This is a genomic window from Actinomyces ruminicola (assembly GCF_900103885.1).
Classification (GTDB): Bacteria; Actinomycetota; Actinomycetes; order Actinomycetales; family Actinomycetaceae; genus Actinomyces; species Actinomyces ruminicola.
Genome location: NZ_FNIM01000002.1, coordinates 191,603 through 210,820 on the forward strand (window position 1 = coordinate 191,603; position 19,218 = coordinate 210,820).

Genomic DNA, 19,218 nt, shown 5'->3' on the forward strand with positions numbered 1-19,218 from the left:
TCGGGGAGGGGCGTCGCGCCGTCCGGAAGGGTTCCGCACTGTCGCAAACGGTCACAAACGCGCCTGCCACGCCTGAAGGCGACTCGGTAATCGTTGGAATCACGCGGCTGCGAAAACGGGACGAGCTGCTGTGTCCGGCGTTTGTGACCGTTTCAGGCAATGCTCGCCCCTAATTTGTCGGCGGCCCGACCGCTGGCAGCGCTTAGAGGATGGCCGGCCCCGGGCGCCGAGCAGCTACTACCGATCTCGGCACGTAACTTCTACCGATCTCGGCACGTAACTTCTACCGATCTCGGCACGTAACTTCTACCGATCTCGGCGCGGTGGGGTGCTCTGGTAGCGCTCGGGTGGCGTGCGGGGTGTGTTCGGGCGGCTTCCAGGGGCGGGGCGTAATCCAGGTCATGACCGCCGCGGAATAGAACCGCCCCGCTCAAGGTTGAGTGCATCAGACTCAAGGTTGTGGCGTGTGGAATTGACAAGCCCCCGCTCAACCATGATCCTGAGTGCATACCGCTCAACTTCAACACTACGAGACATCAAGGAGCTCCCATGGCACGTGCTGTAGGCATCGACCTCGGAACCACCAACTCCGCCATCGCCGTACTCGAGGGTGGCGAGCCCACCATCATCCCGAACGCCGAGGGCGGGCGCACCACGCCGTCCGTGGTCGCCTTCTCCAAGTCCGGCGAGGTGCTGGTCGGCGAGGTCGCCAAGCGCCAGGCGGTTACCAACGTCGAGCGCACCATCTCCTCCGTCAAGCGCCACATGGGCACCGACTGGTCCGTCGAGATCGACGGTAAGAAGTACACCGCCCAGGAGATCAGCGCCCGCATCCTGGCCAAGCTGAAGGCAGACGCCGAGGCCTACCTCGGTGAGAGCGTCACCAACGCGGTCATCACCGTCCCCGCCTACTTCAACGACGCCGAGCGCCAGGCCACCAAGGAGGCCGGCACCATCGCGGGCCTCACGGTGGACCGCATCGTCAACGAGCCCACCGCCGCGGCCCTCGCCTACGGCCTGGACAAGGGCAAGGAGGACGAGCTCATCCTCGTCTTCGACCTGGGCGGCGGCACCTTCGACGTCTCCCTGCTGGAGGTCGGCAAGGACGACGACGGCTTCTCCACCATCCAGGTGCGCGCCACCAACGGCGACAACCGCCTGGGCGGCGACGACTGGGACGCCCGCATCGTCAACTGGCTGGTCAAGCAGGTCAAGGACAAGTCCGGCGTGGACCTGTCCAAGGACAAGATCGCCATGCAGCGCCTCAAGGACGCCTCCGAGCAGGCCAAGAAGGAGCTCTCCTCCGCGATGAGCACCGACATCAACCTGCAGTACCTGTCCATGAGCGAGGCCGGCCCCATCCACCTCGACGAGCGCCTGACCCGCGCCCAGTTCGAGGAGATGACCGCGGACCTGCTCGAGCGCACCAAGGTCCCCTTCCACAACGTCATCAAGGACGCGGGCGTCTCCCTGTCCGAGATCGACCACGTGGTGCTGGTCGGCGGCTCCACCCGCATGCCCGCCGTCACCGACGTCGTGCGCGAGCTGACCGGCGGCAAGGAGCCCAACAAGGGCGTCAACCCCGACGAGGTCGTCGCCGTCGGCGCCTCCCTGCAGGCCGGCGTGATCCAGGGTGACCGCAAGGACGTGCTGCTGATCGACGTCACCCCCCTCAGCCTCGGCATCGAGACCAAGGGCGGCGTCATGACCAAGCTCATCGAGCGCAACACGGCCATCCCGACGCAGCGCTCCGAGGTCTTCTCCACCGCCGAGGACAACCAGCCCTCCGTGCTCATCCAGGTCTACCAGGGCGAGCGCGAGTTCGCCCGCGACAACAAGCCCCTGGGCACCTTCGAGCTGACCGGCATCGCCCCGGCCCCCCGCGGCATCCCGCAGATCGAGGTCTCCTTCGACATCGACGCCAACGGCATCGTGCACGTGTCCGCCAAGGACCGCGGCACCGGCAAGGAGCAGTCGATGACGATCTCCGGCGGCTCCGCCCTGCCCAAGGAGGACATCGACCGCATGGTCAAGGAGGCCGAGGCCCACGCCGAGGAGGACAAGAAGCGTCGTGAGGAGGCCGAGACCCGCAACATGGCGGAGCAGCAGGCCTACTCCATCGACAAGCTCCTGAAGGAGAACAAGGACAAGCTGCCCGAGGACGTCAGCTCCGAGGTCTCCGCCGCCGTCGACGAGCTCAAGAAGGCCCTGGAGGGCACCGACATCGAGCCGGTCAAGGCCGCCCAGGAGAAGCTGAACGAGGTCTCCCAGAAGATCGGTCAGGCCCTGTACGCCTCCGAGCAGGCCGCCCAGGCCGCCGGCGGTGCCGACTCCTCCCAGACGCAGTCCTCCTCCGAGGACGACGACGTCGTGGACGCCGAGATCATCGACGACGAGGACGCCAAGTGAGCACCGACCCGGACAAGCGCCCCGACGAGGGCTCTGCATCCGGCTCGGGCCGGGACTACGGCCAGGACCGGCCCGCCGACGCCGCTGCCGGCGCCGGCGGGATCGATCCGGCGCTCGCCGACGAGATCGAGTCCGCCTTCGACGGCGTCGACCTGGGCGCCTCCGCTCAGGCCGACGCCCCACAGGGTGAGGCGGGGCCCGAAGGCGCGGAGACCACCGAGCTCGAGGCTCCCTCGGAGCTGGAGCAGGCCCGGGCCCAGGCCGCCCAGGCGGCCGACGACCTGGCCCGCGCCCGTGCGGACCTGTACAACCTGCAGCAGGAGTACCAGGGCTTCGTGCGCCGCTCGCGCGAGAGCGCGGCCGGGCACCGCGAGGCGGGGCAGGCGAGCGTCGTCGAGACCCTGATCCCGGTGCTCGACGAGATCGAGCTGGCCCGCCAGCACGGCGACCTGACCGGCACCTTCGCCACGATTGCGGGCAAGCTGGAGCAGATCCTGGCCGACAAGTTCGGCCTGGAGCGCTTCGGCACGGCCGGGGACGTGTTCGACCCCAAGCTCCACGAGGCCCTCATGGCCACCGAGTCGGACGAGGTGACCGAGCCGAGCATCGCGCTGGTGCTCCAGCCCGGCTACCGGCTCGGCGACCGGGTGGTCCGCGCGGCCCGGGTGCAGGTCGCCAACCCGGCCTGAGGCGGATCCCGAAACGGAAGCAGGAACAGAAAGGAGGCGGTGAGCCATGGCCAGTCAGGACTGGATGACCAAGGACTTCTACGCGGTCCTAGGCGTCGCCAAGGACGCCGACTCCGCCGCGATCAAGAAGGCCTACCGCGCGCTCGCCAAGAAGTACCACCCCGACCGCAATCCCGGTGACGCCGCGGCGGCGGAGAAGTTCAAGGAGATCGGCGAGGCCTACGCCGTGCTGTCGGACGCCAAGGAGCGCCAGCAGTACGACGCCATCCGCTCCATGGCGGGCGGCGGCGCACGCTTCACCTCCGGCACCGGGGGCGCCGGCGCCGGCTTCGAGGACATCTTCTCCTCGATGTTCGGCAGCGGCGGCCCGAACGTGCGCTACTCCACCTCCGGCGGCGCCTCCCAGGAGGACCTCGAGGATCTGCTGCGCATGTTCGGCGGCGCGGCCCCGGGAGGCGCCGGGGGCGGGCGGCGCGGACGCGGCCCCTTCGGCTTCGGCGGGTTCTCCTCCCAGCCGCAGCCGGTCAAGGGGCCGGATGTGCTCACCAATGCCACGCTCTCGCTGCGCGACGCCGTATCCGGCACCCTCGCCGAGCTCACCGCCGACGGGCGCACCATCACCGTGCGCATCCCCGCCGGCGTGCACGACGGGCAGAAGATCCGCCTGCGCGGCAAGGGGCGGCCGGGTACGAACGGCGGGGAGAACGGCGACATGGTGGTGACCATCTCGGTGGCCAAGCACCCGGTGTACTCCATCGATCCGGTCAACCCCGCCAACCTGCGCATGGACCTGCCGGTCACCCTCAAGGAGGCGGCACTCGGCGCCACCGTCGAGGTGCCGCTCCTGGACGGCAAGACCAGCCGGGTGCGCATCAAGCCCGGCACCTCCTCCGGCACGGTGTTGCGGCTGCGCGGCAAGGGAGTGGCCACGGCCAAGAAGACCGGCGATCTGCTGGTCACCGTCCAGGTGGCCGTGCCGAAGAAGCTCTCCAAGGAGGCCAAGGCCGCCCTGGAGGCCTTCGACAAGGCGATGGAGTCCGATCCGCGCGCGAGCCTCGCCCGGGAGGCGGCACGGTGACCACCCGGCGGCTGACGGGCCAGGGCGTCGACTTCCTCGCCGAGGACGCCGACGAGCGGGCCGTCTACGTCATCTCCGTGGCCGCGGAGCTGGCCGGCATGCACCCCCAGACCCTCAGGCAGTACGACCGCCTGGGCCTGGTCACCCCCGCCCGCGCGTCCGGGCGGGGGCGGCGCTACTCGCACCGCGACGTCGAGCGGCTGCGGCGCGTGCAGGCGCTGAGCCAGGAGGGCATCAACCTGGAGGGCATCCGCCGCATCCTCGACCTGGAGCGGCGGCTGGAGCGGCTGGAGGAGGAGAACCGCTCCCTGCGCGCCCGCCAGGCCGCCGTCGAACGGGTCTTCGCCGCGGCCGCCGACGGCGAGGTGCAGGTCGTCCCGGTCGCCCCCGGTCGGCGCGCCCGCACGCGGCCGGACGCCCAGGCCGCCGCCGGGAACGGGGCCGTCGGCGGCTCCTCCGGTCGGCCCGGCACCGCCATTGTGGTGCGCCGCTCGTGGTGAGGCGAGTGAGGTTGCGGACCACGGGCGGTAGGCTGATCGCGTTACTGCAACACGAAGCGAAGGAACACGCGCAATGACTCAGTCGCCCAACCCCGGGCAGCCGTACATCCCGCCGTCGGCCGGTTCCGCCGCGGGCAGCTACAACCCGCAGCAGTATCCCCAGCAGGCGCAGCAGCCGCCCCAGTACCAGCCGGCTCAGGCCGCACAGCCCGGCCAGGCCGCCCCCGGCCAGTTCCAGCAGGCCGCCTACGCCGGCGGCCAGTACGCTCAGGGCTCCGCGCCCAAGGCCGATTCCTTCATGACCAACCTGTTCGACGGCGCCCGCGACTTCGCCTCCAAGTACGGCAAGACGATCTTCACCGTGGGCCTGGTCCTGTACCTGGTGGCCTGGGTCTTCGGCGCATTCGACGCGACCTACTACCACTCCAGCTACGACGGCAGCGTCTACTTCAGCTTCGGCGACTTCCTGCTGAATCTCTTCGTGGACATCCCGAAGGTCGTGGTCAACGTCCTGATCCTGCGACTCATCATTGAGATCGCGGCGAAGGTCGGCGCCCCCAAGGCCGACGCCTCGGCCTGACGGCGCAAGCGAACCACGGAGCACCGGTGGCGGCGTACGAGACCGAGGACGGCGAGCCCCGCTACGGCAAGCGCCTGAGCCCCGAGGAACTCGCCGCCTACCTGCGCGAGCAGGGCATAGAACCGCCGGGCGCACCCGCCCCGGCATCGCGGCGGGTCTCTGCGGCCTCGGCCGACGACGCCTTCCGGCGGCGCACCGGTGTGGCGCCCAGCGGGCGCTGGGGCGGCGGATCCGGCGGTCCCACCCCGCGCCGTCCGCACCGGTGGCGCATCCTCGGCGTCGGCCTGGTGCTCATGCTGGTGCTGCCGCCCCTGCTGCTGGTGGCCGGCGTCATGGCGGCAGTGGACGGCTCCCTCACCCAGGGCACACCGCTCGGCGAGGGCGGCGCGGTCTACCTGGAGGCTGGCACGGCGGCCGGGCTGTACGGCACCTCCGCCACGGCCACCACCGGCTGCGCGGTCAGTGACCCCGACGGGGTATCGGTCATTCTCGACACCCCCGAGGCGGGGGTGCCCTACGCCACCTTCACGGCGCGACAGAGCGGCGCCTACAGCGTCTCCTGCCCCGCCGGCACCAGCGGCCTGGTGGTGGGGCCGCCCATGAACTTCGACCGCATCCCGCTGGCCGCCGTGCTGATACTGGGCGCCGGCGCCTGTGGCGTCGCCGGCCTGGTCACCACCGTGGTCGGCGCCGCCCGCGCCCGCCGCTAAGACGTTTGCGCCGTCCTCCTGACTACCGAGCGTCTTGCGGGCATTCATGCCGGGTGGGTCGTCGCTGGCGCGGAATCCGTTGTGCGGCGGTCCAAAATGTCCGAGATCGGCACAAACGGCTCCAGTGCTGTCGGCAGCCGCAGACAGAACATTGGAATCATGCGGTTTCTATGCCCGCCCTCGGGGCTGTCGGCGGCCTTTGTGCCGAACTCGGACACCCCGCCCCCGGGGGCCTGGGCGTACACCGCCCACCCCACCACACCCACAAGCCGAACTCGATATACCTGTATACCTGTGCCCGGAACCGGGTCCGTCTGCTACGCAACTTCACCGTCTGCAACGCCACTTAGGGGTTAACAACGCCTGTTAACCGTCTGCTGAAGGGCTCCGAGGTATACAGCAGAACGTTAAGTAGCGTTGTTAACGCCCAACCGGCGTAGCAGACGTCCCAGTACGCTCGCGCTCACGGCTGGCTCCACTTGCCTGCGTGCACGCAGGAACGCCCCGGCCCGCGGGTACCAACCGTCCACTCCGCCGGCCATCCGGCGAGCGCCCAGGCCAAGCGCCGCACCCGCGAACCGGACAGCCGCTTATGCGGACTCGGTGGGGAGGTTGTTCTCAAACACTATGGACTCGCCGAACTCGTCCGGGAATCCGGCAACCTTGATGATGCCACGATAGGTGTGGTCGTCGTTTTCGATCCTGCCCACATCCACCGGTCCACAAACGGTGCCCCAGGATACGGTGGACACGGCGTTCGCCCAGGTTTCGTGGCTGTCAGTCTTGGAACTGGTGGGCTGCAGTGCGAGCTTCAGGAGTTGGTCGACCTGTTTCAGGTCGGCGCCCTCCTTGCCCATCCGCTGCTGCTCCGCGAACATCATGACCGTCTGCCACGCCCACGCTGGGAGGAGCACGGCGTCCTTCCCGGAATCGAGGAAAACTCCCACATGGTCGTTCAAGGGATCTCTTGTCCTATCGCTGGTTTTACATTCAGCATCGTCCGCATAAAAGCGTTTAACAACAATGCTGGGTCGACTGTCGTTGTCGACGTATACTCTAAGCGGGCTGCACCAGCCTACATCATCGCTTTCGTGCCACTCGCCCCATTTTGCGTCAATACTGTCCTCCCAGTCGCTCAGGGGTTCGGTGTCGCCACGGATCCAGTCCAGTGCGAGTTCGGCGCCAATTGTGGCAGCGAGTTGAATGAGGAAGCTCTGCACGGCGGGGTTGGAGAGTGCCGCTCCGGCGGCCTCTGTGGCGGTGCCAAGTGCAGCACATGATGACGTCGCGCCCGCGGCGGTAGTCACGGCCGTGGCGGTGAGTAGAGACCGTCGGGAAACAGGGATCATGGTGCCCTCCTGTGCAGGAACCTATGGCGAGTCTCCTATTGTAATGGCATACACTTAGCTTGTCAGCAGTTCGTCAGCGGCGTGTCAGCGCCCGCCAGGCGAATTCGTGCTCCAGGGCGTACATGTAGGCCCGCTGCGCGCTGGTGGCGGCGCGCCCGTGCCCGCCCTCGCCGTTCTCGAAGTAGGTCACGTCCTGCCCCAGCGCCAGCATGCGATAGGCCATGGTGCGCGCGTGGGCCGGGTGCACCCGGTCATCCCGCGTGGAGGTCACCAGCAGCACCGGCGGGTAGGTGCGCCCCGGCTGCAGCAGGTGGAACGGTGAGAACTCGCGGATGAACTCCCACTGCTCCGGGTCGTCCGGGTTCCCGTACTCCGCCTCCCAGGAGGCGCCCGCCAGCAGTCGGTGGTAGCGGCGCATGTCCAGCAGCGGCACCTCGCACACCACCGCGCCCACCAGCTGCGGGTAGCGGGTGAGCATGACTCCCACCAGCAGCCCGCCATTGGAGCCGCCGTGCACCGCCAACTGCTTCGGGGCGGTCACCCCGCGCTCGACCAGCGCCCGCGCCACGGCCGCGAAGTCCTCGTAGACCCGGTGCCGGTGCTGCTTCAGTCCCGTCCGGTGCCAGGCCGGCCCGTACTCGCCGCCGCCGCGGATGTTGGCCACCACGTAGGTGCCGCCGCGCTCCAGCCAGGCGCGGCCGGTGATCGGCAGATAGTTGATACCGAGCGAGACCTCGAAGCCGCCGTAGCCGTACAGGAGCGTCGGCGACGGCAGCGGACTGCCCGCGTCGTCGAGCCGGGGCCGACCGATCTGGAAGTACGGCACCCGCGTGCCGTCGTCCGAGACGGCCACGTGCTGAGTAACGACCACTCCGCGCGCGTCGAAGCGCGCGGGCGCGGCCCGCAGCACCTCGACGCCGTCCAGCTCGCCGTCCGCATCCAGAGCGCCCACGGCCAGGGTGCTGGGCCGGGTGAAGGAGGAGACGGTCAGCCACAGCCGGTCGTCCTCCAGGGAATCGACGGCGCTCGCGGAGACGTTCAGCAGGGCTCGCCCGGGCCGCAGCAGGGTCGGGTCTGCGGCCGCGGGACTCGGAGACCCGGCCGCGGCCGTGAGGGTCCCGGGTGCCGCTGCCGGTGCCGAGGGGGCCTGCGGGGCCACGGGCGCGGCGGCGTCGCCGAGGAGAGCTCCCAGCCGGGGGCGGTGCCGCGACCAGGGGCCGACGCCGTCCGGGTCGGCGGGGGTGAGCACCTCCAGCGTGGTGACGCAGTCGTCCAGGAGCGTGAGCACCAGGTGATGGGCGGTGACGGTGAAGCCGCTCAGTGAGGTGGTCGGCGTCGGGGTGAACAGCACCTGGAGCTCGCGGGAGCCGTCGAGGAAGGCGTCGATGGGGGCGGTCAGGAGCGACCCGGCAGGATAGGAACGATCGGCGGCCTCCCAGTCATCGCGCAGCTCGATCAGCAGCAGGTCCCAGGCGGGGGTGACCGCCGCCGAGGCAGGCACGTCCACGTGCAGGGCGCCCGGCGCCACCGCCACGCCCGTGCCGGCCAGGCACCGGTCGGCGTCGGCCGCCGGGAGGGTAGGGGCGCCGTCGGGCAGCAGCCACAGCTCCTCGGTGTGGAAGTCAGGATGGGTCAGCAGCCAGGTGCGGCCCCAACGGTCGCGGTAGGCCCAGGCGCCGTCGTCGTCTGCGGCCGCGGTGAGTAGCACCTCGCCCTCGCTGGGGTCCTGCCCGCGGCGCAGTCGGCGCACCTGCCGGGGGTAGCCCGCGGGGGAGAGGGAGCCGGGGCCGAAGTCGGTGGCCAGCAGCGCCGCCTCGCCGGCGTCATCGGCCCAGGCCAGGAAGCCCTTGGACGCCTCCCGGTGGAAGCCCGCTGCGGCCGTGGGGGAGGCGGGCAGGAAGCTGCGCGCATCGAGGTCGAACTCGCGGGTGACATCCGTGTCCGCGCCGCCGTCGGACAGCGTGACCAGGGCGCGGCGGCCCGCCAGCGGTCCGGTGCGCAGCACGGCGGCGCCGTGCCACACCCAGCTGGTGCGCTCCTGCGCGCCCAGCGCGTCGAGGTCGAGCAGCACCTCCCAGTCGGTAGTAGGACCAGTCCGGTAGGAGTCCCAGGTGGTGCGCCGCCACAGGCCGCGCGGGTGGCCGGCGTCGGTCCAGAAGTTGTACAGCGCGCCGACCGCCTGGCCGACCCGGGGAATCCGATCCGGGGCGTCGAGAATCGTCTCGATGTCGGCGCGCAGCTCGGCGAACCCGGGGGCGTCGTCGAAGGCGGCGCGGGTGGCGGCATTGCGCCGCGCCACCCATGCCAGCGCCCGCTCCCCCTCGATGTCGTCGAGCCAGTCGGGGACGGGCTCCAGAGCGGACGAAGGGGGAACGGGCGCGGTGGTCACCTGACCGACTCTACGGCCGGTCGGCGCCGGACGGTGCCGCAGTGGGCATCACTCGTTGCCGATGGCCTTGTCGGCGGCGTCGCGGGCGGAGTCGACCTGGGAGTCGAACTTGCCGCCGGTTGCCTTCTTGGCGGCCTCTGCGGCCTTGTCGAGGACCTTGTCGGAGACCTCCTCGACCTTGTCGGAGCTGACGACGCCCTCGGCCTTCTTCTTCAGGTCATCGAGTCCCATAGCGATTCCTTTCGTCGACTGACGGGAAGCCGGCCGGCGTCCCATTCGTGCAGTATGACACGTGCGCTTCAGAGGGAGGCGAGCACGGCGTCGGAGATCTCCTTAACCTGGTGCTCTGAATGGGTGATGATCACCGTCGCGTAGTAGGAGTCATCGCCGTTGGTTACGGAGACGACGGAGAGGTAGTACTGCGTGCCGTCCTCCAAGGCGCGCACCGCGAAGACGGCGGCGTCGGCGCCGCTGCCGGAGGTGGTCGGCTCGTAGTCGGTGGAGTCGACGTCGTTGGTCTCCGCCAGCTGCTTTAGGCGGTCCTCGGACGGCAGGGCGCCGTCCCCATCGACCCGGCCCAAGACGAGGCTCGGCGGGATGTCGCTGTCTGAGGCGGTGTCAACGCTGGTCAGGGGCGTGTCCTCAAGGTCGGCATTGACCTCGTCCTCGGAGTGGCCGAGTGCCTGCGCGATGCGACCGACCAGCTCGCCGTCGGAGGCGTTGGCGGAGGTCAGGGTGTCCCAGTCGGAGGGAACGGCCACGGAGATGCCGTACTCCGGCACCTCGACCAGCGTGAAGCCCTCGGGAACGGCCGCGGTGGAGTCTTCGGCATCGGCGTCCGCCTCCGTGCCGGTGGTTTCGACGGCGACCACCGGGTCGGAGGCGGAGCTCGCGTCACTTGAGTTCGACGAGCAGGCGGACATGGACGCGGTCAGGACGACGGCGGCCAGGCCGGTGGCGGCCAGAGTCAGCGGGCGGGGCAGGTGGGTAGAGCGGGTCATGGGTGGTTCCTTTGTGGTCGTAATGGTTTGTGATGGTTCGTAGTGGCTTGTAATGGCAGGGCGGCTTGGTCGCCGAGCGTGTGGGTGCCCGACGGCTATAAGAGCGGGACCGCTTCCTCGACCAGTTCTTGCGCCCGCTCGGCGGACGCGTTGGTGGAGGCCGTCACGGTGACCGTGGCGTTCTCCTCCGAAGTCTGCGTGTGGACGACGGCGACGTACTGCGGGGTCCCGCCCTGATTCAGGGTATAGCTCACGGTTGTGTACGTACTAAACGTCGAGTACAGCGTCGTCCCATCGAAGTCGGTGTACTCGGTGCCGCTTTCGTTCAGCTCCTGCATGAAGTCGTCCTTCATGCGCAACTCGGCGGAGTCGTGGTTGACCTGAGCGGTGATCTCCGCCGTCTCGCCCGAGTCCGCGTGGCTGGCGCTGATCACCTGGTAGGTCCCGAGCCTCTGCCGTGCCGCATCCGCGTCCTGGCCCGTGGCCTGGGCGTAGGCGTTCACGAGTTCGTCGTCGTCGGCATCGTCACTGGTGAGTACCGCCCAGTCGGACGGGATCCAGATTGCGTAGCTGCCGTCGGGGAACTCGACCATGGTGTTGGCGGGGGTTGGGCTCGGGCTCGGCGAAGGCGTGGCCGGTGCCGTCTCCTGCGCGGTTGCGGTGGCGGTGCTTTCCGCGTTGTTGGAGCCGGAGCAGGCGACGAGCGAGGCCGCCAGCGCGGCGGTGAAGGTGGCGGTCAGGGCGGTTCTGCGGGGCAGGCGGGTCATGGGAATCCTTTGGGTTGGCTGCTGCGGGTGCTGCTGAAGGTTCCGGTATGAGCTGTTGGCGGTGGGCGCGAGCCGGATTCCCGCATCCCACCCCAGCGGGAACCAGCCGGGTGTCAATCGGGGCCCGGTCAGACGGAGCCGAGGACGACATCGGCCAGTTCCTGGGCGCGATCTGCCGAGGCGGCCCTGATCATGACGAAGGTCGCCGTGCTCGGGGCGGTGGCGGCGTCGGCGCTCGCGGTGGCCCCGGCGTCCATCGACACGGCCATGAAGGCGATGTGGAAGGCCTCGCCGGAGCCGCTCAGCGTTCCGCTGGCGGTGTAGAGGACGGCGTCGGCGCCGGATCCGGTGGTCCGTTGCGCATGGTCGCTGGAGCTGACCTGGTCGTCGTCGGTGACCTCCGCGAGTTCCTCCGCGGGCGGCAGGCCGTCCTCGAGCTCGTACTGGGAGACCGCCAGGTTCTCCGCATAGCCGGTGGTATCGGCGTCAACGCTGATCAGGTGGAAGGTATCGGCGGTATCACGCAGCGAGTCCGCGTCCTGTCCGAGCGCCTCGGCGACAGTGGCCACCAGCTCGTCGTCGTCCAGGTCGTCGTGGGTGAGCGTGGTCCAGTCGGTGGGTACGGCCAGGGAGAAGTCGAAGTCCGGCACCTCGGTGAGGGTGTAGCCGTCGGGCGTGGTGGGGCCGTCGGATGAGTTCGTGTCCGCGGAGCATGCCGCCGCGGACAGCGACGCGGCCAGGGTGAGGCCGGCGGCAAGTACGGTCCGGCGGGGCAGGCGGTGCATGGAAGTCCGTTTCGATTGAGTTCCGGCGGGTGAGGCTTCGACCCCTGTCGTGGGGCGGGGGCGTCGGTGTGCGGTCGGGGTCAGATGGAACTTAGGATCGCCTCGGCCAGCTCCTGCGCCCGCTCGGCGGATGCGGTGCTGGTGATTGAGAAGAGGACGATGCCATTCCCATCCGGGTTTAGCGTGTTGATCATGGTGGTGTACTGCATCTTGCCCAACAGGTCGATGGAGTAGCTCATCGTCCTGGCCTCGGCGCCGGTGCCCGTCGTCGTGGTGCTGACGCTGAGGTCAACGGCCCCGAGGCCGTTCTCCTTGTTGTCCGCGGAGATCTCCTCCTCCGTGCGCAGCTCGTTCACGGTGGCGTCGACCCGGACATCGATCTCCTCGGTGGTGTCGGACTGCGCAACGGCGGCGCAGAGCATCGAGTACGTCTCGAGCTTCAACTGGACGGAGTCCGCATCCAGGCCCGTCGCCTGAGTGAATGCGCTCACGCGCTCGGCGTCAGCCGCGTCGGTGGAGGTGAGGGTCTCCCAGCCGGAGGGGACCGCGAAGGACATGTTGATGTCTGGGAGCTTGACGGCCGTGTAGCCGTCGGGAACGGTGGCGGCCGAGTCCGATCCGTTGTCCGCCGAGCCGTTCGCCTCCGTCGCGGTCTGTGAGTTCTCCTGCTCGGTGGCGGTGCTGGTGCTGTCCGCGCTGTTGGAGCCGGAGCAGGCGACCAGCGAGGTCGCCAGCGCGGCGGCGAAGGCGGTGGTCAGGGCGGTTCTGCGGGATGGGTGAGCCATGGGATTCCTTGTCGAGTGACTGACGACGGCGAGTGCTGCCTTGAGGGTCGTCAGGGAGCCGTTGGGGCGAGAACACGACTGCGTTCTCGCCCCAACGATAACGAATCGAGTAACAGTGTGTCTCGGATCAGACCGAGCTGAGGATCACATCGGCCAGCTCCTGCGTCCGCTCGGCGGAGGTGGTGCTGATCGCCACGTAAGCGGTCTGGCTGCCATCGGCGGTCGGCAGGACGAGGTAGGCGCTGGGGATTGAGCTGCCGTCAGCGTAGACAAGGTCGTAGACCTGCATGATGGCGTCGGCGCCGGAGCCGGTGGTCACGGTGGAGTAGTCGCCGGCATCCAGTGTGACCTCGGTGGTGCTTTGCGCCTCGATCATCCCGGTGAGCTGGTCCTCGCTGGGCAGATTGGGCTCGGCGAGCATCTGTACGTTGAGGGTCTCGCCGTAGCCGCTGCTGTCCTCGTTCATGTCGATGCTGTACAGGGACAGCATCTCCAGCCTGCTCCTGGCGTCGTCCTCGGTGGTGTTGAGGGCGGTGGCCATGGCGGCCACGCGTTCTGCGTCGGCGACGTCGTCGCCGGTGAGCGTGGTCCAGTCGGAGGGAATGGCGATAGCCAGGTCGGCGTCGGGCACCTCGGTGAGGGAGTAGCCGTCGGGGACGGTGGGTGCGGAACTCGCCTCGGCGTCGCCCGCGTCCGTGTCTTCAGCGGTGGCGTCCGTGCCGGCGTCGGCGGTGACCCCCTGGTCGGAGCCCTGGTCCGCGGCGTCGTCGGAACCGGAGGAGCAGGCGGACATGGACACCGTCAGGGCGACAGCGGTGAGGGTGGTGGTGGCGATGGTTGCCAGGCGGGGCGTGCGTTTCATGGGATCTCCAAATCTCAGGAATGTTCGGGCAGGTGTGTGCCGCCAGGCTATGGAACGGGATCCGATAACGAAATGGGCAGGACTCCCCATGCGGGGTTCTTCGCGGTCGATGCGGAGTGACGGTTGTGACCAGGTAGCCGCCCCTCACCCAGGCTCTCTTAAAGTTGAGCGGAATAGACTCAAGGTTGCGTCGGTTGAGGCGTGCAGAACTCCGGGCCGCATGAGCATGAGTCCGGGCACCCACGTCAAGGAGGTCCCACATGGACACGAACTTCACCACCCGCTCGCAGGAGGCGATCTCCGGAGCCATGCAGGCGGCCGCCGCCGCCGGCAACCCGCAGGTCGACACCGCGCATCTGCTCTCGGAGCTGCTGGCTCAGACGGACGGCGTCGCCGCCGGCCTGCTCGCCGCCGTCGTCGCCGACCCCGGTGCGCGCCAGACGGTCGGGGCGGCCACGCGCCGCATCCTGACCGGCCTGCCCGCCAGCTCCGGCTCCTCCGTCGCTCAGCCGCAGCCCTCGCGCGCCTTCCTGGCCGCCCTGGAGGCCGCCGGCAACGAGGCCAAGCGCCTCGGGGACGAGTACGTATCCACCGAGCACCTGCTCATCGGCCTGGCCGCCGGCAACGCCTCCGCCGACCCCGTCGCCAAGCTGCTGGCCGACGCCGGCGCCACCGCCCCGAGGCTGCGCGAGGCCCTGCCGCAGGTGCGCGGCTCCGCCCGCGTCACCTCGCCCAACCCCGAGGGCACCTACAAGTCCCTGGAGAAGTACGGCACCGACCTGACGGAGGCGGCCCGCGAGGGAAAGCTGGATCCGGTGATCGGCCGTGACGCCGAGATCCGCAGGGTGGTGCAGGTGCTGTCCCGCCGCACCAAGAACAACCCCGTCCTCATCGGCGAGCCCGGTGTCGGCAAGACCGCCGTCGTCGAGGGGCTGGCCCAGCGCATCGTGGCTGGTGACGTCCCCGACTCCCTGCGCGGCAAGCGCATCGTGGCCCTGGACCTGGCCGGCATGGTCGCCGGCGCCAAGTACCGCGGCGAGTTCGAGGAGCGCCTGAAGGCCGTGCTGAAGGAGATCAAGGACTCCGACGGCGAGATCATCACCTTCATTGACGAGCTGCACACCGTCGTCGGCGCGGGCGCCGGTTCCGAGGGCGCCATGGACGCCGGCAACATGCTCAAGCCCATGCTGGCCCGCGGCGAGCTGCGCCTGGTTGGCGCCACCACCCTGGACGAGTACCGCGAGCACGTGGAGAAGGACCCCGCCCTGGAGCGCCGCTTCCAGCAGGTGTACGTGGGCGAGCCCTCCGTGGATGACACGGTAGCCATCCTGCGCGGCGTCGCCCCCAAGTACGAGGCCCACCACCAGGTCACCATCTCCGACGGCGCGCTCGTGGCCGCGGCCACCCTCTCCGACCGCTACATCTCCGGCCGCCAGCTGCCCGACAAGGCCATCGACCTGATCGACGAGGCCGCCTCCCGGCTGCGCATGGAGCTGGACTCCTCGCCCGTGGAGATCGACGAGCTGCGCCGCCGGGTGGACCGCATGCGCATGGAGGAGTCCTACCTGGCCGACTCGCTGGAAGAGGGTGGGGACCGCGCCGACCCCGCCGCCGTGGACCGCCTGGAGCGGCTGCGCGCCGAACTGGCCGACGCCGCCGAGCGCCTGGCCTCCCTCAACGCCCGCTGGGAGGCGGAGAAGGCCGGACACAACAAGGTCGGTGAGCTGCGCGCGCAGCTGGACGAGCTGCGCACCAAGGCGGACCTGGCCGAGCGCGAGGGCCGCTTCGAGGAGGCCGGCCGCCTGCGCTACGGCGAGATGCCCGCCCTGGAGAAGCAGATCCGCGACGTCGAGGCCACCGACACCACCGTCGTCGGCCCGGACGGCGTCGAGCGCGAGGGCGGTGCCCCGGAGCCGATGATCGCGGAGAAGGTCGGTCCCACCGAGATCGCCGAGGTGATCTCCGCCTGGACCGGCATCCCGGTCGGCAAGCTCATGCAGGGCGAGCAGGCCAAGCTGCTGCGCATGGAGGAGGTCATCGGTGAGCGGCTGATCGGCCAGAAGGCCGCCGTAACCGCCGTGTCCGACGCCGTGCGCCGCTCCCGCGCGGGCGTGTCCGACCCCGACCGGCCCACCGGCTCCTTCCTGTTCCTCGGACCCACGGGTGTGGGCAAGACCGAGCTGGCCAAGGCCCTGGCCGACTTCCTGTTCGACGACGAGCGCGCCATCGTGCGCATCGACATGTCCGAGTACTCCGAGAAGCACTCGGTCGCGCGCCTGGTCGGCGCCCCTCCGGGGTACGTCGGCTACGAGGAGGGCGGTCAGCTCACCGAGGCCGTGCGGCGCCGCCCCTACTCGGTGGTGCTGCTGGACGAGGTGGAGAAGGCCCACCCGGAGGTCTTCGACATCCTGCTGCAGGTGCTCGACGACGGTCGCCTGACCGACGGCCAGGGCCGCACCGTCGACTTCCGCAACACCATCCTGGTGCTCACCTCGAACCTTGGCAGCCAGTTCCTCATCGACCCGATGCTGTCCCCGGACGAGAAGCGCGATTCGGTGATGACCGCGGTGCGCGGCGCCTTCAAGCCGGAGTTCCTCAACCGGCTGGATGACACGCTGATCTTCGACGCGCTGACCAAGGAGGAGCTCGGCAGGATCGTCGACATCCAGCTCGCCCGCATGTCCGAGCGGCTGCAGGACCGCCGACTCACCCTCACCGTCACCGACGCCGCCCGCGAGTGGCTGGCCGACGAGGGCTACGACCCCTCCTTCGGCGCCCGGCCGCTGCGCCGTCTGGTGCAGCGCGAGATCGGTGACCGGCTGGCCCGGATGCTGCTGGCGGGCGACGTGCTCGACGGCCAGGAGGTCGTCGTCGACGTCAGTCCCGAGGGCGTGCTCGCCGGCCTGGCGCTGACGGCCCGCGGGGAGGCCTGGGCGCCGTCGGCGGCGACCCCGGTCGCCTGAATCGGACCAGCCGCGGGAGGGCCGCCGACGACGGCTCCGCTCCTTCCCCGGCGGACCGACTCCGGCGGGCCCGGACGGCATGGACACGCCGCCCGGGCCCGCCGGCGCATCGGTGCCAGAATATGGGCATGTCTTCTACCTCGGCTCATGACCCGGCCGCCTCCGACACGGCCGCCCCCGCCTCCACGGGCGGGCGCTGGCGCGGCCCCGGTCGGCCGCCGGCAGGCAGCGAGGACAAGCGCGAACGCATCCTCAACGAGGCCGTCGCCCTGTTCGGCGCCCACGGCTACGCGGGTACCTCGCTGGCGGACATCGCCGCCGCCGCCGAGATCTCCAAGGCCGGGCTGCTGCACCACTTCGCCTCCAAGGAGGCGCTGTTCGCCCAGGTGCTGGAGCGGCGCGACCGCGAGGACCGGGCGAACCTGCTGGGTGACGAGGAGTTCAGGGACGATCCCTGGCGGCTGTTGGACGCCTTCACCGCCCTGGTGGAGCACAACACGCGGCATCGTGAACTGGTGGCGATCTACACGGCGACGACGCCCGCCGTCCTGGCGGTTGAGCACCCGGCGCACGCCTGGCTCGCAGGTCACCTGGCCGATTCCATCGCCCAGATCGAGGAGAGCCTGGAACGGGGCAAGGCCGCCGGAACGGTGCGCCCCGAGGCTCCTTCGCGTCTGATCGCCCGCTCGGTGGTGGCGCTGAGCGATGGGCTGCAGATCCAGTGGCTGTGCGCCACCACGCCCGACACGGCTGCGGCGCGCAACGTCGGCACCGGAATGGTCGACGAGATGCGCCTGTACGTGGAGGACCTGAAGCAGCGCTGGCGGATCGGCTGAGTTCCCCCGAGATCGGTAGAAGTCACATGCCGAGATCGGTAGATATGGCGGCCGTGGTTGGCCGCTGGAGTGGCGCGGGTATCTCGGTGTGGCAGCAGACTGCGGTCCGTTCGATCGATCCTTACCATCGGCTGTGTGACCGAGCGCCGACCAGACAAGCCGCTTCTGCCGACCCTGTCCATCTGTGGCTCCATAGATGATGCCGAGTTGGAGCGTCTCCACGCAGAGGCCTTCGGGTTGGAACCCGCCAGCCCGCCACCTGCATGGGTGGAGCGGCTCAGGGGCCACAGTCTGTTCTGGGTCACGGCGCGTTTGGAGACCGAGCTCGTCGGTTTCGTCAATGTGCTTGGCGACGGCGGGCTCCATGCGATCCTCATGGACACCTGCGTCAGCCCGAGGCGTCAGGGGTTGGGAACCGGTACTCGCCTGGTAGACACCGCCGCTCAGGAGGCGCGCCGCCGTGGGTGCCGGTGGCTGCACGTGGACTACGACCCGCCCCTGGCGGCCTTCTATGAGAATGGCTGCGGGATGTCGCCGACGGCGGCAGCGCTGCTTGACCTGCGGCCGGCCAACAGGCACGTTCAGGCTTAGCCACCCGGCAGGACTGGGCCGATCCGCCATCTTCAGATGCGCACTCAGACCGAACGAACCCGGTAGCCCGTAATGAGTTACTCCGGTTTGGGACACTGCGCCCCCGGGGTTCCTGGTGTGTGCGCCGCTGTGGTGGTGAACGCCCGAACCGTCACGCCTGAACCGCACACACATTCGCGGGTTGTCGGCGCGATGGTGGTGCTTAAGATCGGGGTCGTGGTTGCTGTGGTGCGGGAAGGTCGGTGAGGGTTATGGTCTGGGGGGTTAATCCGGGCCGGTGCCTGGCATCCGCGGGCAGATGTGCGGGCCGTGGGAACACGGTCCCTGCGGGCAAGGGCTCTGCCCGATCCGCCAGGCCCCTATGAAGGAGTCCGGCCGCCGCCGCAGCTGGATCACGGCGCCGGAGGTGCACCGCCTGCCGGGCCCCGGCCGCCACGCCGCCTGGTGCTGGTCCGCCCGGTCAGGGGTGCTCCCAGGTGTACACCGACCGTGCATCGACGGTGAACCGCCCCGAGTTTGGACCCCCTTGCGCCGGTTCGGACCCCTTACGTCGCTTTGGACCGCCCACGCCGCACTGTTATGTCTCAGGACATCGGTGACAGTTCTGCCTCAGGACATCGGTGACAGTTCTGGGGTGTTTGGTGGTGACACTTCGGGTCGGATTGGGGCATGAGCTCAACGAACCGTCGTGTTGATCCGCGTGTGCGTCTGGCGATCGTCCGGTGGCCGGATGACGCCCCGCGCGGGGCGGTGACCACCTTCTGCGCCGAGCAGTCCATCTCCCGTAAGACCTTCTATGCGATCCGCGCCCGCGCTCGTACCGAGGGCGAGGCCGCGGCTCTTGAGCCTGGCTCCACCAGGCCGCGTAGGAGTCCGTCGGCTATCAGTGCTGATCAGCGCACCCAGGCGCTGCGGGTGCGGGCG

17 protein-coding genes and 1 pseudogene are annotated in these 19,218 nt (G+C 69.5%); 10 read left to right on the plus strand and 8 right to left on the minus strand.

The window, feature by feature from the left end; translation table 11 throughout:
* Window positions 1–549: 549 nt before the first annotated feature.
* From dnaK to BLR49_RS04175, 6 genes are all read left to right on the plus strand, one after another.
* Entirely contained in the window at window positions 550–2,409 is a 1,860-nt protein-coding gene (gene dnaK, locus BLR49_RS04150; protein ID WP_092533877.1) for a molecular chaperone DnaK, read from the plus strand.
* 101 nt (window positions 2,410–2,510) lie between these two features.
* Entirely contained in the window at window positions 2,511–3,098 is a 588-nt protein-coding gene (locus BLR49_RS04155; RefSeq protein ID WP_092533964.1) for a nucleotide exchange factor GrpE, read from the plus strand.
* Window positions 3,099–3,144: 46 nt separating this feature from the next.
* Window positions 3,145–4,176: a DnaJ C-terminal domain-containing protein gene (locus BLR49_RS04160; RefSeq protein ID WP_092533880.1), complete on the plus strand. Its 1,032-nt coding sequence runs from the start codon at window positions 3,145–3,147 to the stop codon at window positions 4,174–4,176.
* On the plus strand, window positions 4,173–4,676 hold the full coding sequence (locus BLR49_RS04165; protein ID WP_092533882.1) for a heat shock protein transcriptional repressor HspR: 504 nt from the start codon (window positions 4,173–4,175) through the stop codon (window positions 4,674–4,676). Before BLR49_RS04160 ends, BLR49_RS04165 begins: the two co-directional genes overlap by 4 nt.
* A gap of 73 nt (window positions 4,677–4,749) precedes the next feature.
* Complete coding sequence (locus tag BLR49_RS04170) at window positions 4,750–5,256, plus strand: hypothetical protein (protein WP_092533885.1); 507 nt, start codon at window positions 4,750–4,752, stop codon at window positions 5,254–5,256.
* A gap of 26 nt (window positions 5,257–5,282) precedes the next feature.
* A complete protein-coding gene (locus BLR49_RS04175; protein WP_092533888.1) occupies window positions 5,283–5,966 on the plus strand; it encodes a hypothetical protein in 684 nt (227 codons plus the stop codon).
* A 590-nt stretch (window positions 5,967–6,556) separates the two neighbouring features.
* Here BLR49_RS04175 and BLR49_RS12965 read toward each other — a convergent pair.
* From BLR49_RS12965 to BLR49_RS13840, 8 genes are all read right to left on the minus strand, one after another.
* Window positions 6,557–7,315, minus strand: coding sequence for a hypothetical protein (locus BLR49_RS12965; RefSeq protein ID WP_143013695.1), 759 nt, complete (start codon window positions 7,313–7,315; stop codon window positions 6,557–6,559).
* 73 nt (window positions 7,316–7,388) lie between these two features.
* Complete coding sequence (locus BLR49_RS04185; RefSeq protein ID WP_092533893.1) at window positions 7,389–9,704, minus strand: prolyl oligopeptidase family serine peptidase; 2,316 nt, start codon at window positions 9,702–9,704, stop codon at window positions 7,389–7,391.
* A gap of 48 nt (window positions 9,705–9,752) precedes the next feature.
* Window positions 9,753–9,935, minus strand: a complete 183-nt coding sequence (locus tag BLR49_RS04190; protein WP_092533895.1) for an Rv0909 family putative TA system antitoxin — start codon at window positions 9,933–9,935, stop codon at window positions 9,753–9,755.
* A 68-nt stretch (window positions 9,936–10,003) separates the two neighbouring features.
* A complete protein-coding gene (locus BLR49_RS04195; protein WP_092533897.1) occupies window positions 10,004–10,705 on the minus strand; it encodes a hypothetical protein in 702 nt (233 codons plus the stop codon).
* Window positions 10,706–10,800: 95 nt separating this feature from the next.
* Entirely contained in the window at window positions 10,801–11,472 is a 672-nt protein-coding gene (locus tag BLR49_RS04200; protein ID WP_092533900.1) for a hypothetical protein, read from the minus strand.
* Between the two features lie 128 nt (window positions 11,473–11,600).
* Entirely contained in the window at window positions 11,601–12,257 is a 657-nt protein-coding gene (locus BLR49_RS04205) for a hypothetical protein (protein ID WP_092533903.1), read from the minus strand.
* 80 nt (window positions 12,258–12,337) lie between these two features.
* A complete protein-coding gene (locus tag BLR49_RS04210) occupies window positions 12,338–13,042 on the minus strand; it encodes a hypothetical protein (protein WP_092533906.1) in 705 nt (234 codons plus the stop codon).
* Between the two features lie 127 nt (window positions 13,043–13,169).
* Entirely contained in the window at window positions 13,170–13,904 is a 735-nt protein-coding gene (locus BLR49_RS13840) for a hypothetical protein (protein WP_092533909.1), read from the minus strand.
* 260 nt (window positions 13,905–14,164) lie between these two features.
* On the opposite strand from BLR49_RS13840, the gene clpB reads away from it, so the two are divergent.
* From clpB to BLR49_RS12970, 4 genes and pseudogenes are all read left to right on the plus strand, one after another.
* The gene (clpB, locus tag BLR49_RS04220) at window positions 14,165–16,867 is read left to right on the plus strand and encodes an ATP-dependent chaperone ClpB (protein WP_092533912.1); all 2,703 of its coding nucleotides are present in this window, start codon (window positions 14,165–14,167) and stop codon (window positions 16,865–16,867) included.
* A 128-nt stretch (window positions 16,868–16,995) separates the two neighbouring features.
* Window positions 16,996–17,703: a TetR/AcrR family transcriptional regulator gene (locus BLR49_RS04225; protein ID WP_092533915.1), complete on the plus strand. Its 708-nt coding sequence runs from the start codon at window positions 16,996–16,998 to the stop codon at window positions 17,701–17,703.
* A gap of 135 nt (window positions 17,704–17,838) precedes the next feature.
* The gene (locus BLR49_RS04230) at window positions 17,839–18,294 is read left to right on the plus strand and encodes a GNAT family N-acetyltransferase (protein WP_218121300.1); all 456 of its coding nucleotides are present in this window, start codon (window positions 17,839–17,841) and stop codon (window positions 18,292–18,294) included.
* A gap of 669 nt (window positions 18,295–18,963) precedes the next feature.
* Window positions 18,964–19,218 (plus strand): annotated as a pseudogene (locus BLR49_RS12970) (IS481-like element ISAar28 family transposase); the annotation flags it as partial.